Origin of the sequence: Roseovarius sp. ZX-A-9 (assembly GCF_028369135.1) — a bacterium.
Classification (GTDB): Bacteria; Pseudomonadota; Alphaproteobacteria; order Rhodobacterales; family Rhodobacteraceae; genus Roseovarius.
The window spans coordinates 1-12,552 of record NZ_JAPWHW010000017.1 but is presented as its reverse complement, the minus strand read 5'-3'; the positions used below and the strand labels follow the sequence as shown (position 1 = coordinate 12,552).

The 12,552-nt window shown below is 66.0% G+C and carries 12 protein-coding genes; 10 read left to right on the top strand and 2 right to left on the bottom strand.

Going from position 1 to position 12,552, the window contains the following annotated elements; translation table 11 throughout:
- Positions 1-81: 81 nt before the first annotated feature.
- On the top strand, positions 82-555 hold the full coding sequence (locus tag O3306_RS15895; protein ID WP_038068687.1) for a hypothetical protein: 474 nt from the start codon (positions 82-84) through the stop codon (positions 553-555).
- Between the two features lie 388 nt (positions 556-943).
- The gene (locus tag O3306_RS15890) at positions 944-1,108 is read left to right on the top strand and encodes a hypothetical protein (RefSeq protein ID WP_009574204.1); all 165 of its coding nucleotides are present in this window, start codon (positions 944-946) and stop codon (positions 1,106-1,108) included.
- 366 nt (positions 1,109-1,474) lie between these two features.
- On the opposite strand, the gene O3306_RS15885 is transcribed toward O3306_RS15890, so the two are convergent.
- Both O3306_RS15885 and O3306_RS15880 read right to left on the bottom strand, forming a co-directional pair.
- Positions 1,475-2,812, bottom strand: a complete 1,338-nt coding sequence (locus O3306_RS15885) for an ATP-binding protein (RefSeq protein ID WP_054540795.1) — start codon at positions 2,810-2,812, stop codon at positions 1,475-1,477.
- Positions 2,809-3,468 (bottom strand): response regulator transcription factor, encoded by a 660-nt coding sequence (locus O3306_RS15880; protein WP_038068681.1) that lies wholly within the window; start codon positions 3,466-3,468, stop codon positions 2,809-2,811. The genes O3306_RS15885 and O3306_RS15880 overlap by 4 nt, the downstream gene beginning before the upstream one ends.
- Positions 3,469-3,613: 145 nt before the next feature.
- Here O3306_RS15880 and O3306_RS15875 point away from each other — a divergent pair, with 145 nt between their 5' ends.
- The 8 genes from O3306_RS15875 (at position 3,614) to O3306_RS15840 (ending at position 12,135) form a co-directional block, all read left to right on the top strand.
- Complete coding sequence (locus tag O3306_RS15875) at positions 3,614-3,931, top strand: PepSY domain-containing protein (protein WP_038068680.1); 318 nt, start codon at positions 3,614-3,616, stop codon at positions 3,929-3,931.
- Positions 3,888-5,273, top strand: coding sequence for a ferredoxin reductase family protein (locus tag O3306_RS15870; RefSeq protein ID WP_074855014.1), 1,386 nt, complete (start codon positions 3,888-3,890; stop codon positions 5,271-5,273). The genes O3306_RS15875 and O3306_RS15870 overlap by 44 nt, the downstream gene beginning before the upstream one ends.
- 181 nt (positions 5,274-5,454) lie before the next feature.
- Positions 5,455-5,835 (top strand): PepSY domain-containing protein, encoded by a 381-nt coding sequence (locus O3306_RS15865; RefSeq protein ID WP_038070264.1) that lies wholly within the window; start codon positions 5,455-5,457, stop codon positions 5,833-5,835.
- Positions 5,836-5,873: 38 nt separating this feature from the next.
- Entirely contained in the window at positions 5,874-6,344 is a 471-nt protein-coding gene (locus O3306_RS15860) for a DUF2271 domain-containing protein (protein ID WP_054540790.1), read from the top strand.
- Positions 6,345-6,355: 11 nt separating this feature from the next.
- Entirely contained in the window at positions 6,356-8,563 is a 2,208-nt protein-coding gene (locus O3306_RS15855; protein WP_054540789.1) for a PepSY domain-containing protein, read from the top strand.
- Complete coding sequence (locus tag O3306_RS15850) at positions 8,544-9,524, top strand: FAD:protein FMN transferase (protein WP_007803253.1); 981 nt, start codon at positions 8,544-8,546, stop codon at positions 9,522-9,524. The genes O3306_RS15855 and O3306_RS15850 overlap by 20 nt, the downstream gene beginning before the upstream one ends.
- A gap of 5 nt (positions 9,525-9,529) precedes the next feature.
- Positions 9,530-11,437 carry a heavy metal translocating P-type ATPase gene (locus O3306_RS15845; RefSeq protein ID WP_054540837.1) on the top strand — a complete coding sequence of 636 codons (1,908 nt, stop codon included), beginning with the start codon at positions 9,530-9,532 and terminating at the stop codon, positions 11,435-11,437.
- Positions 11,434-12,135 (top strand): VIT1/CCC1 transporter family protein, encoded by a 702-nt coding sequence (locus tag O3306_RS15840; RefSeq protein WP_054540788.1) that lies wholly within the window; start codon positions 11,434-11,436, stop codon positions 12,133-12,135. The genes O3306_RS15845 and O3306_RS15840 overlap by 4 nt, the downstream gene beginning before the upstream one ends.
- Positions 12,136-12,552 lie beyond the last annotated feature (417 nt).

The window sequence follows — 12,552 nt, the reverse complement described above, 5'->3', positions numbered from 1 at the left end:
GGGGAAACCCGCGCTCAATCACATAAAATACAACAATATCAATAAGATGAATGCAAAATGACGCATTCAGGATGAGGAATCATGTCTCCAACCACCATTCTCGAAACCGCGCCCCTGGGCGCGCTCATTCGCTACACCGATAGCACAACGAAACCGCCCGCCCGGTTCACAAAGAAGCTCGCGGCCTGGGAGCGCTCGAACGGCGTCGGCCGTCTCGTCAAGAAGGAGCCGCCGCGACCCTATCCGACCTGGACGGCGCCGGCGTCGTTCACGCTGCACGAGGGGAACTTCTCTTCGGACGGGGTCATTCTTGTCACCATCATGCGGACTCATTCGGCTGACAGTGCGTTGACATTCGAAGTGGCTGAGGAGCCGAAGCCCGGACAGGTGCGCGTCGTGCTGGATTTCGGCGGCTGCACGGAGCTGCTCCACCTGGCCGAGTCCGTCACGGCTGCCGAACTCTGGATCGCCAGAGAAGGCTATCGCAACGCGCGGCTGGAGATTGTCGGCGAAGAAGACGCCGGTAGGGCAGGGGACGCGGAGCTTGCCGCCTGAGCCTATGTAGAACCCAAGGGGCCCGCCCAAGAGCGGGCCTCTCATCCATGACGCCCCTGTCCCGCGAGATCGCGGGGCACCATAGGATCCATTCCAATACGGAAAGGGATCGTCATCCAAGAGCCTGCCCGGGAGGCTGGCAGCGAAAGCACCAGTGGAACATACGGCTCCAGTCAGCGGTCGCACCATCCCCCGCTCGCCATTCCCTTCCTTGCCCCGAATCCTGTCTTCGAGATCAACCCGCGAGGGGTCGGACTACGGGCGAACCCGTGCCGCCGGGTGGATTCGGACGAGCCGAACGCACCCGGTGATGTCAGCCAGTCTTCGGGCCTGCGGGGTCCTGTCGCGCGGGGGATGGTCCTCCGCCTCCAAGACAGGAGCCAAACAGATGTCCCGCAAAGATGCTCACGCCTTCGCCGCTTCCCTCGCCGCCACGCTCATGGTCTCGATCGTCGTCTTCCAGGCAGGTGATGGAACCTATGGTGCCGTCCCCGCCGATGAAATCGACGGCGACGAGGTCGTGATCGTCTCGGAATACGACCCGTTCGGGTGAAGCTTCGGCCTCACTTCCCGAGGGCCCAGGCGTGGCACAGGTGTGCACCTGGGCCTAGTAATGCCCCCGTGACCGGGGATAGTCAGTCGGCTAACAATCGCTTCCGACAGTCTGCTTCTACCATGTTCGGGAAGCCTTTTCGTCGACCATCCCTATATGCTGGAAACAGCGGTCACCCTCATGGTGAGCGCTGGTTACATGACGTTCATCAGCGCGGGGTCCATTCCGAACAGGCTGCTGGCGCTGTGCGCTGCCTTTCCGAGCGTGACGCTGCATAGCACGGTAACCGACGCGCCAGGCCAGGCCCTGATGATCTTGATCCCAAGGCTGCATTTGACCCTTTGGGAACCAAAGTGGATGTCGCTGTCACTCGCTGTCGTCTATCGGCAACCTGAGCGATACTTGAAAACCTGTGGTCCGGCCCGGCCGCGGCGATTGAAGGACAAGGCGGCTGCTGATCCGCTCTGCGATTGCGGCGACGATGGCAAGACCCAGGCCGCTGCCGTCGGAGGTGGCAGAGGCCCGCTCGAAACGCGCTGTCAGCCGGTCGAGTGTTTCGCCTGGCACGACAGGGCCGTCATTTGCCACGGTGAACTGGCCAGATGCGGTCAGCGTGACGTCGACCGGGGTAGTCTGTCCCCCATGACGAAGAGCGTTTTCCACGAGGTTCCGGCACAGAATGGCGAAGGCGTCGGGATCAAGATCTGACATGACAGCCATGTCGGGAAGATTTAGCCTGATACGATCTGGCGTGCCCGTGCGGCCAATATCGTCCACCACAATTCTCGCAACGCCCCTCAGATCCGAGCTTTTGTCCATCCTCAATCGCCCGCCTTCTGCCCGCGCGAGTTGCATCATGCGTTCTGTGCGTCGCGTCAGCCTTTTCAGCGTCTCCTCGATGTCGGTCGCACGTTGTGCAGCCGCTCGGTCCTTGGTTTCCGACCTGAGCCTCTGCGCCTGCGCGATCGCTCCCGCGAGTGGTGTGCGCAACTCGTGAGCGGCGTTCGCGGCGAAGCTTCGCTCGGCCTCGAACGCCTCACGTAATCTGGCCAGCAGGCTGTTCAGCGTATCAGCCAACGGGCCGATTTCAGTTGGAAGCCCCTCGTGAGGAACCTGCGAAAGGTCGCGAGCGCCACGTGCTTCCAGCCGCGCGCGGAACCGGCGCAGAGGATCAAGGCTGAAGCGAACTGCCAGGATGATCGCGATCAAGGCCACTGGAAGCACGATCAGCAAGGGCAGGCCGAGACCCATCTGGATTTCGCGAGCCACCGACATGCGGTGGGCCAGCGGCTCGGCCACTGTGATGCGGATCGTGTCCTGAAGCGCCGCGTCGCTGTAGAGACGGTGCGTCGCGGTCTGGCGAAACCCGGGCCCGTCATAGGAGGGGAACACGGTGGGGTCCGCCGCATGCGATTGCAGCAGGATGCGGCCTTCGGCATCGCGCACGAGATAGGTGAAGAACTCGTCGTGCGCACGGATCGGGGCGAGCCGCTGGGTCACACCCTGATCTTCCCGCCCGACGATGTCGGTTACTGCCAGCGGCAGGATCCGCTCCGCTGTCTCACGGAGCGCGCTGTCGAAGACCTCGTCCATTTCGGCCCGGACGATCACGGCCGTCACCGTCGCAGCCAGCAGCCACAGCACCGTCAGCACCAGCCCCACGGATAGGCCGAGCCGCGCCTGAAGGCTTGCGGGCCACCTCATGGCCTGCCCAGGCGGTAGCCCATGCCGCGCTCGGTTTCGATGATTGCGCTCCCCAGTTTCTTCCGCAGGCGGCTGACATGGACCTCGATGGTGTTGCTCTCGACCTCGGCGTCGAAGGCGTAGAGCTTCTCCTCCAACTGCGCCTTGGACAGGAGCTGCCCGGGGCGCGCGAGGAAGGCTTCGAAGAGCGCCCATTCCCGCGCCGTCAGCGGCACATGTCTGCCATCCCGATGGACGCTGCGCGCAGCAAGGTCGATGTCGAGCGGTCCGTGGGTCAGGATCGGGTTGGGGTTGCCGCTGTAGCGCCGCGCGACCGATCCGATCCGCGCCGACAGTTCCGACAGGTCGAAAGGCTTCACAAGGTAGTCGTCTGCGCCCGCGTTGAGGCCTTCGATGCGGTCCGACACTTGGTCGAGTGCGGTAAGAATGATGACCGGCGTCACGTCGCCCCGCGTGCGCAAAACCTTGAGGAACCCGATGCCACGCCCGTCCGGCAGCATCAGGTCGAGCAGGATTAAGTCGTAGGACGTAGCAGCCATGGCATCGCTTGCCGCATCCAACCGCGTAACCCAATCCACTGACTGGCCATCGGCTGCGATCTGGTCGCGCACGGCAGCGCCGAGGGTCGTGTCGTCTTCGATCAGCAATATGCGCATGGTCGTACCCGTTCTTGTCTGATGTCCCTGCATGATCCGTCTGGCTGACACGAAGCTGAAGCCTGTGGGTCGCGCCCGTTCAGGCTGTCGTCAGTTTCGCAGCGCATGAAGTGCATCAAGAGGCGAGCCACTAGGAGTGTGCCCCATGAAGAAGACATTGACAATTATCGGCTTTCTCGCGGTCTTCCCGGCCGGCGCGGCGCTGGCTGACGACGACTGCTTCGTTCCGATGGCTGATTGGCAGCCGCGCGACGCGGTTGCCCGTCTTGCCGAGGAAAATGGCTGGGCGGTGCGCCGCATCAAGATCGACGATGGCTGCTACGAAATTGACGGCCGGGATGCCCAAGGGCGTGCGATCGAGGTGACGGTCCACCCGGCGACGTTGGAAGTAATCGAGTTCGAGTTTGAGGACGACGATGATGATCGTCGCGACCGCGATCACGAGAGACGCGACGATGACTGATACGGCGCATCGTGATGGTAATGTCTCTGCGCCGGGCCTTCCCACACTCCCTCGGCTTTCCCTCAACTCTCCTCTGGCCCTGACGGGCCCGGTGCTGGTGGCGCTGCCATGCCTGCTGGCGGCTCTGTTCGGGATGAACACCTATGCGCCTTATGGTGCGGATGCAGCATTTGGTATTGCCGTCGGGGCCGCGGCAGTTGTCGCGATGGCACAGACCTTGATCCTCGCCGCACGGCCGCCACTGGTGGAACCATTGTTCGGCGGTCTCGATCGAATGTACCGGGTCCACAAATGGCTCGGCATTTCCGCGATGGTCCTGATGATACTGCACCAGCAGATAGAGCCGGATTTCGAGCGTTTGGTGCGTGAAACCTCCCTTGGGGACCTAGGTGAAGAGGCGGGCGAACTTGCCTTCAACGCACTTCTCGCCCTAGTCGCTGTCAGCTGGTTCCGGAGATTGCCCTTCATCGGGCTCGAGATTCCCTATCAGCTCTGGCGGTTCAGCCATCGTTTCATGGGAGCCCTTTTTGCAATCGTGGTGTTTCACCAGTTTTTTGTCGACATGCCTGCTGGGGTAGACCCGACATTCATGTTGGTGCTGAATGCTTTCGGCATCGCCGGAGTGGTCGCCTGGATCTTCACCGAGTTGCTCGCTCCGCACCTACGGCGTAGAGACTTCACCGTCAGCCAGATCAGGCAGACCGGTGACACGACCACCTTGACCCTCCGCCCCGAGGGGCGGGCCATGCGGTGGCGGCCGGGGCAATTCGCCTTCTTCCGCGCGCCAGAGGCGGGACTGTCCGAGCCGCACCCCTTCACGATCGCCAGCGCCCCGCGCCCTGACGGCACCCTGACGTTCTCCATCCGGGGCTTGGGTGGCTGGACACGAAGCCTGCCCGCCATCTTGCGGACCGGAACGCGTGTGCAGGTCGAAGGGCCATATGGACGGTTCAATTTCCGCAAGGGCGGTGCGCGCCAAATATGGCTTGCCGGCGGCATCGGTATCACGCCGTTCCTCGCCTGGGCGGAAAGCCTGACAGAGGCGGAGAGTCGCGACATTCACCTCATCTACTGCGTTCCGACACAAGATGAAGCGATTGGCGTAGAGACGCTGCGCGCTGCGGTTGCCCGCAACCCGAGGTTCAGTTTCGAGGTGTTCGTCACGGCGCGCGATGGCAGGCTCACGGCTGAGCGGCTGATCAGCGCCACCCCTTTCGCAGTCCGGCAAGCCGATCTGTGGTTCTGTGGCCCAACCGGCCTGAAGGACGGGGTCCTGAAGGGCTTGAAGGCGCAAGGCCAAACGCCTCGCCGTGTCCGTTTCGAGCAGTTCGAATTCGCTTAACCGCGGGGCAGGGCGCATCGCCATGTCAGCCCTGTGGCCTGCGCTCGCACCTTTTTGGCCCCGCCCTCATCGGCGGGGCCATTTTCCTGACGGCAAGCTGAAGCGGGAATCGCCGACGCGTCAGGAAGGCCTCAGGTCCTGTCTCCAGATTGTCCTCAGCAGATGACAAGGAGACCCTGCCATGAAGAAGACCCTGACCGCCTTCGCCCTGATCGCCCTGTTGCCCGCTGGCGCCGCCCTGGCCGACGACGACGAGTGCCGCGTGCCCCGTGACCAGTGGCAGCCGCGCGAGGCCGTGATGCAGCTGGCTGAGCAAAACGGCTGGACCGTGCGCGACTTCGAGATCGACGATGGCTGCTACGAGATCGAGGGCCGAGATCAGGATGGCCGGGAGATCGAGGTGAAGCTCGATCCGGCGACGTTGCAGATCGTCGAGATGGATTACGAGGATGAGGACGACGACCGTGGCGGCGCCCGCAATCCCGCGCCCGCCGGCACGGTCGCCCCTCCGCAGAACGGCCTCTTCGGGAACGGCACCCCGCCGCAGGTTCAGGTGAACTGAACCGCTCTCAAGCTCCTCTCCGAACAAGGATCAACCCGATGAAATCGCTTCTCGCAACGCTCGCGCTCACCACCGCGCTGACGCTCCCCGGCCTCGCCATGGCGCGGCCGGTGACGCTCACCACGACCCTCAACAATTACGGCGGCGACGGGGCCTATCTCGCGCTCTACGTCACCGACACCTCGGGCGCCTATGTCGGCAGTCTCTGGATGGCTGGCGGCAAGTCCAAGTACTACGAGCACCTCAGCGATTGGTACCGCGCCACCGGCGGCGACACCGCGCAGGTGAACGGAATCACCGGCGCCAGCGTCGGCGCGGGCCGCACGCTCGAGATCACGCTCGACCTCGCCGACGCGCTCTTTGATGCGGGCTACACGCTCCACATCGACGCGGCCGTCGAGGACATGCGCGACAGTCCGAACGAGGTGGCCGTACCGCTCACGACCGACGGCGCGGGCACGCCGGTGCGCGGGCGCCGGTACATCGCCAGCTTCGCCTACGACATGTGAAGGGTGGGGCCATGATCCGTGCACTCCATCGCTGGCCGGGTCTTCTGGCCCTTGCGCTCGTCACCATCCTGGGCCTGAGCGGCGCGGCACTGTCGGTCTTCCCTGCGGCCGAGCGCATCGCCGCGCCGCAGGCGGAAGCCGGACTGACCGTAGCCGCTCTCGCGGACCGCATCCAGGCCGTCTATCCGGGCGTCGAGCAGATCCGCCGGTCGCCCTCCGGTCGGATCACTGCCTACTGGTTCGATCAGGGCGCGCCGGGTGCCGCCGTAATCAACCCGGCGACGGGTGAGGGCGTAGCCTCGGCCGACCCGAACCAGGCCGAACGCTGGCTCACCAACCTGCACCGCTCGCTGTTCCTCGGGGACGGCGGCCGCATCGCCATGGCCGCAGGGGCGGCCGCGATGCTGATCCTCTCGCTCTCCGGCGCGACGCTGGTCGCGCGGCGGGTGGGCGGCTGGCGACGCTGGTTTTCACCCTTGCGCGGACCGCTTGCCGGGCGGCTGCACGCCGAGATCGCACGCATCGCCGTTGTCGGCCTCGTCCTGTCCTCCACGACCGCGCTTTGGATGACGGCGTCTACCTTCGATCTCCTGCCGGACGGAGGCGTCCTGCCGGTCGCCCCTGCCGAGGTCAGTGGGGAGACCGGCTTCGCTCCGGGCCGGATGCCCACGCTTCGGCGAACGCCGGTCGCCGAGTTGCGCGAGCTGAGCTTTCCCTATCCCGGCGACGCAACAGACGTATTCACGCTCAAGACCGACCGGGGCACCGGATATCTCGATCAGGGCGACGGGGCGCTGCTGGCCTGGGCCGACCTGACCGGGTGGGAGCGCGTCTCGGAGACCATCTACATGCTGCACACCGGACAGGGTGCGGCGACGCTGGGGCTCGTGCTGGGGCTCATGGCGCTCGGCGTGCCGGCCATGGGCGCGACCGGCGTGCTGGTCTGGCTCGCCGGGCGGCCCGGGCGACCACGCATCCGGGGCAACCAGCCCGCCGGACGCGCCGAGACGATCTTGCTTGTCGGCAGCGAGGGCGGCAGCACCTGGGGCTTTGCCGCGACGCTGCACGCCGCGCTGACGAAAGCCGGGCAGAGCGTCCATGTCGGCCCGATGTCGGGCTTCGGCCCTGAGCGCTACACCAACGCCCGGCGGATCATCCTGCTGGCCGCGACCTATGGCGACGGCGCGGCGCCGGCCTCGGCGAAGGGCTTTCTCGACCGGCTGAACGCGACCGACCGCGCGCCGGACATTCCTCTGGCAGTGCTCGGCTTCGGCGACCGCAGCTTTCCGGCCTATTGCGCCTTCGCCAAGTCCGTCGCGACTGCGGCAGAGGCGAAGGGCTGGCCCGAGCTTCTGCCGCTCGACACAATCGACCGGCAATCGCCGCAGGATTTCGCGCGCTGGGGCGGGGCGCTCGGAGACGCTCTCGGGATCGAACTCGAACTGACGCACCAGCCGGTCCAGCCGCAAACGACCACGCTGACCCTCGTCTCGCGCCGCGACTACGGCGCCGAGGTGCAGGCCCCGACCGCCATCCTCCGCTTCGCGTTTCCCCGCGTCTCGCTCGGGCAACGGCTGCTCGGGGGCGGGTTCGCACGGTTCCAGACGGGTGACCTGATCGGCATTCTGCCCGAAGGCGGGACCGTCCCGCGGCTCTATTCGCTCGCCTCTGGGCGCCGCGACGGCTTCATCGAGATCGTGGTCAAGAAGCATCCCGGCGGGCTCTGCTCGGGTCAGCTCACAGCGCTGGAACCTGGCGACACGGTGAGCGCCTTCCTGCGCCCCAACCCCGGCTTCCGTCCGGGCCGAAGCCGGGCGCCCCTGATCCTGATCGGCGCGGGGACCGGCATCGGGCCGCTAGCGGGCTTTGTGCGCGGCAATACGCGCCGCAGGCCGATCCACCTGTTCTTCGGCATGCGCCATCCCGACAGCGATTTCTTCTACGGCGAGGAGTTCCCCGGATGGCAGGACGAAGGGCGTGTAAGCCGGCTGGTCACGGCCGTCTCGCGCGGGGCGCGTCCCCATTACGTCCAGGACGCGCTGCGCAGCGAGGCCACTCAGGTCGCGGAGCTCATCCGCAATGGGGCGCGCGTGATGGTCTGCGGCGGACGAGACATGGCCGCCGGCGTGGCCGAGGCGCTGGCCGAGATCCTCGCGCCGGCCGGGCTGACACCAGCAGTCCTGAAGGCGGAGGGGCGGTATGTCGAAGATGTCTACTGAGCGGGCGCGCATCGCGCTGAACGGGCCGACGATGGGCACGAGGTGGTCGGCGCTGTTATTCGCGGACCCCGGTTTCGACCCGGGGCCGGTCCGCTCGGCATTGCAGGCGGCCGTGGATGAGGTGGACGGACAGATGTCGACCTGGAAGCCGGACAGCGACCTTATGCGGCTCAACGCGGCACCGATCGGTGAATGGATCGCTGTTCCTGCACGATTGCTCGAGGTGCTACGCCTCGGCCTGGAAATTGGCCGCGCCTCTGGCGGAGCCTTCGACATCGGCATGGGCGACGCGGTGATGGCCTGGGGCTTCGGACCGGAGGCCGCCGCGCCGGATGGCATCCGCACCGCGATGGCCGCCTCGCGCCGCCCGGCGCATGACGTGCTCGAGATCAACGGCGAACACGTGCGCAAGGCCGCACCCATCGCGCTGGACCTGAATGGCATCGCCAAGGGCTACGGCGTGGATCGACTGGCCGAAATCCTCCGCAATCAAGGCATATCCGACGGACTCGTCGGGATCGATGGCGAGATGCGTGCAATGGGCCTCAGGCCGGACGGTGAAGCCTGGACCATCGCGGTCGAGGCGCCGGACGCCGAGCGCCGGACGCCGCATTCGATCCTCGCGCTTCAGGATGCCGCCGTCGCGACCTCGGGCGACTACCGTCACTGGGTCGAGGTGCAGGGGCGCCGCCTGTCGCACACGATGGACCCGAGGCGGGGAGCGCCGCTGATCGCGTCGCCGGCCTCCATCACGGTCGTGGCCCGCAGCTGTGCAGAGGCAGATGCCTGGGCGACGGCCCTCATGGTGCTTGGGCCGGTCAAAGGCGCGACGCTCGCAAAACAAAGCGGCCTCGACGCCCTGTTCCTCTTGCGCGATGATGTTGTCAACGTAAGGGGCGTGGGAGTCGGACGACTATTTTCCGAAGAGCCAGCGGCAATCGCCTCAGCCGAGGGGAGATGAGCCGCATGGAAACGACACGGACCGACCGCTTCAAGACCGCTATCCTGCTCATTGCCGCGACCGGCCTGATTGCGGGACTTGCCTTCTACTTTTCCGGCGAACCCGACGTCGCGAACGCGGTCTGGATCGCGGGCGTCGTTCCCGCGCTCGCCGCGCTCGTGGTCGAGATCCTGCGCAGCCTGCGTTCCGGCGAAGTGGGCCTCGATATTGTCGCCGCGCTCTCCATGTCGGCGGCGCTCGTCTTCGGCGAGACCCTCGCCGCGGCGGTGGTCGCCGTAATGTATTCCGGCGGCACCTTCCTCGAAGCTTTCGCGGAAGGGCGTGCCCGCCGTGAAATGCACGACCTGCTGTCCCGTGTGCCCCGGACCGCGACAAGACACCGGAATGGCGGGCTGGAGGAAGTGCCGCTGAACGAAATTGCGCCCGGCGACCGCCTTCTGATCCGGCAGGGCGACGTGGTGCCGGTGGATGGCACCTTGAGCTCAGAGACGGCCTTCGTCGACACCTCGGCGCTGACGGGGGAATCCCTGCCCGTCCGGCTCCGTTACGGCGCCGAGGCCATGAGCGGATCGACCAATGCGGGCGAAGCCTTCGACCTGATCGCAACTCACGAGGCCAAGGACAGCACCTATGCCGGGATCGTCCGGCTGGTGGAAGAGGCGCAGGCCTCCAAGGCGCCGATGTCGCGGCTGGCCGACCGTTGGTCGCTGGGGTTTCTGGCGGTCACGGTCAGCATTGCCTTCGCTGCCTGGTGGTTCACGGGCGATCCGATCCGGGCCGTCGCCGTGCTCGTCGTCGCAACGCCATGTCCCCTGATCCTGGCCGTGCCGGTCGCGCTGGTCGCAGGCCTGTCGCGCGCGGCGCATTTCGGGGTGCTGATCAAAGGCGCGGGACCGCTCGAGACGATGGCGCGCATCCGCACGCTGATCCTCGACAAGACCGGCACGCTGACGGACGGCCGGCCGCAAATCGTCTCGATCGACAGCCATGACGGCATGGCCGAGGGCGACATCCTGCGCTTCGCTGCCGCGCTCGATCAGGCCTCCAAGCACCCTGTCGCGCAGGCCATCGTTGCGGCCGCGAAGGCGCGGGGCTTCTCGTTGCCCGTGCCATCCGAGGTTGCCGAGTTTCCGGGTGAAGGGGTCGCGGGTCATGTCGAGGGCCACAGCGTGATCGTCGGCGGCGACGGTTTCGTTGTGTCCCGCGTTGGGCGAATGGGAGACGATCACCCCGCCAAAGGCGCAGGATCGGTCCTGGTCGCTGTGGCAGTGGACGGTCACCTGGCGGGGTATCTGGTGATGTCCGACCCGTTGCGCGACGGCGCGGGCGCCATGCTGGAAGGCCTGCGCCGCGAGGGGATCGCGCGGATCCTGCTCGCGACCGGAGACCGCGCCGACGTGGCCGAGCGTGTCACCGAGGGGCTTGGGCTCGACGGTCTGAGGGCCGGGCTGACGCCGGACCAGAAGGTCCTGCTCGTCCTCAGCGAGCGCAAGCACGGGCCCGTCATGATGGTGGGCGACGGCGTGAACGACGCGCCCGCGCTTGCGGCGGCCGATGTGGGTGTCGCGATGGGCGCACGCGGGGCCGCAGCATCGGCGGAGGCGGCGGATGTCGTGCTGCTTGTCGACCGTATCGACCGGCTCGGGCTAGGGATCGAGATCGCGCGCGGCGCGCGCCGCATCGCTGTCGAAAGCGTTGTCGCCGGGATCGGCCTTTCGGTCATGGGCATGATCGCGGCGGCTTTCGGCTATCTCACTCCGGTGCAGGGGGCGCTCCTGCAGGAGGTCATCGACGTTGCAGTGATCCTGAACGCCCTCCGCGCGCTGCGCATCGCGCCCCATGAACCCACTATTCCGAAACCAAAGGCTGTCTCCTCCGGGCAGGATGACATCGCGCAAGGAGCCACGCCATGAGCCGCCTCTCGCATTCCGAAATCCACATGGTGCATCGCATCGGCTGGCTGCGGGCCGCCGTTCTCGGCGCGAACGACGGGCTGGTGTCGACGGCAAGCCTCGTGGTCGGCGTCGCCGCAGCAGGATCGGGAAAGCCGGAGGTCCTGATAGCGGGGCTGGCTGGCCTCGTGGCCGGCGCGATGTCCATGGCGGCAGGCGAATACGTCTCGGTCAGTTCCCAGACTGACGCGGAAAACGCTGACCTTGCGCGCGAGACCCTCGAACTGGCGGAAACACCCGAGGCCGAACTCGAAGAACTTACCCAAATCTATGTCGAGCGAGGGCTGGACCGAGACCTTGCCGAAAAGGTGGCCGTGCAACTGACCGAACGTGACGCGCTCGGATCGCATGCCCGCGACGAGCTTGGCATCTCCGAGACCGTGACAGCCCGCCCGATCCAGGCCGCCTTGGTGTCGGCGCTGACCTTCGCCGTGGGTGCGGTGCTGCCCTTGATCGTCGCACTGGTCGTCCCGGATGCACGGATCGTTTTCTTGGTCGCCGTGTCGACGATCCTCGGCCTCGCGGTTCTTGGTGGATTAGGCGCTTCTGCTGGCGGTGCTGGTGTTATTCGAGGTGCTGCAAGGGTCACGCTCTGGGGTGCACTCGCCATGGCGGCGACCGCTGGAGTCGGTGCGCTGTTCGGGGTCGCCGTAGGCTAGGGAGTAGCCGAGTTCCCGGGCGAAAGCTTCCACCTTGGCGCGGGCTTCCACCTTGTGCCGATCCTCGAATGTGGCAATCGCTTTGGCGACGTCATTCTGCATTTTCTTCAGCTCGCTGAGCGACAGTACGTCGAGATCGAAAGCAGCCGTTGGTGCGGTCCGTGTCCTGGATTTCCCGGTATCGATAACCCATCGCGGTAGGGCCCTGGATTTCTCGGCAGGCGCGGGCAGGGGTGAGAGCTGGTGATAGCCACTTAGGCCGCTAGCGGTGTGCTGGGCTTTGGGTCTAACAGTCCCGATTGGCAAGGAGACATGGTCTGGCATGGGCTCCCCGTATCTCTCTGTCTTCTGGGTCCTTACTTCGACTGACAATCCCCTAATCCGGTTCGGTCTCCTGCGCGCAACCCCGCGTCAGTC

What these genes read in the sequence shown, in the direction of transcription:
- O3306_RS15880 (WP_038068681.1), bottom strand. Translation starts at nt 3,468, where the DNA reads ATGCGCATATTGCTGATCGAAGACGACACGACCCTCGGCGCTGCCGTG.
- O3306_RS15870 (WP_074855014.1), top strand. Translation starts at nt 3,888, where the DNA reads ATGATCGTCGCGACCGCGATCACGAGAGACGCGACGATGACTGATACG.
- O3306_RS15850 (WP_007803253.1), top strand. Translation starts at nt 8,544, where the DNA reads ATGTCGAAGATGTCTACTGAGCGGGCGCGCATCGCGCTGAACGGGCCG.
- O3306_RS15855 (WP_054540789.1), top strand. Translation starts at nt 6,356, where the DNA reads ATGATCCGTGCACTCCATCGCTGGCCGGGTCTTCTGGCCCTTGCGCTC.
- O3306_RS15890 (WP_009574204.1), top strand. Translation starts at nt 944, where the DNA reads ATGTCCCGCAAAGATGCTCACGCCTTCGCCGCTTCCCTCGCCGCCACG.
- O3306_RS15840 (WP_054540788.1), top strand. Translation starts at nt 11,434, where the DNA reads ATGAGCCGCCTCTCGCATTCCGAAATCCACATGGTGCATCGCATCGGC.
- O3306_RS15865 (WP_038070264.1), top strand. Translation starts at nt 5,455, where the DNA reads ATGAAGAAGACCCTGACCGCCTTCGCCCTGATCGCCCTGTTGCCCGCT.
- O3306_RS15885 (WP_054540795.1), bottom strand. Translation starts at nt 2,812, where the DNA reads ATGAGGTGGCCCGCAAGCCTTCAGGCGCGGCTCGGCCTATCCGTGGGG.
- O3306_RS15860 (WP_054540790.1), top strand. Translation starts at nt 5,874, where the DNA reads ATGAAATCGCTTCTCGCAACGCTCGCGCTCACCACCGCGCTGACGCTC.
- O3306_RS15845 (WP_054540837.1), top strand. Translation starts at nt 9,530, where the DNA reads ATGGAAACGACACGGACCGACCGCTTCAAGACCGCTATCCTGCTCATT.
- O3306_RS15895 (WP_038068687.1), top strand. Translation starts at nt 82, where the DNA reads ATGTCTCCAACCACCATTCTCGAAACCGCGCCCCTGGGCGCGCTCATT.
- O3306_RS15875 (WP_038068680.1), top strand. Translation starts at nt 3,614, where the DNA reads ATGAAGAAGACATTGACAATTATCGGCTTTCTCGCGGTCTTCCCGGCC.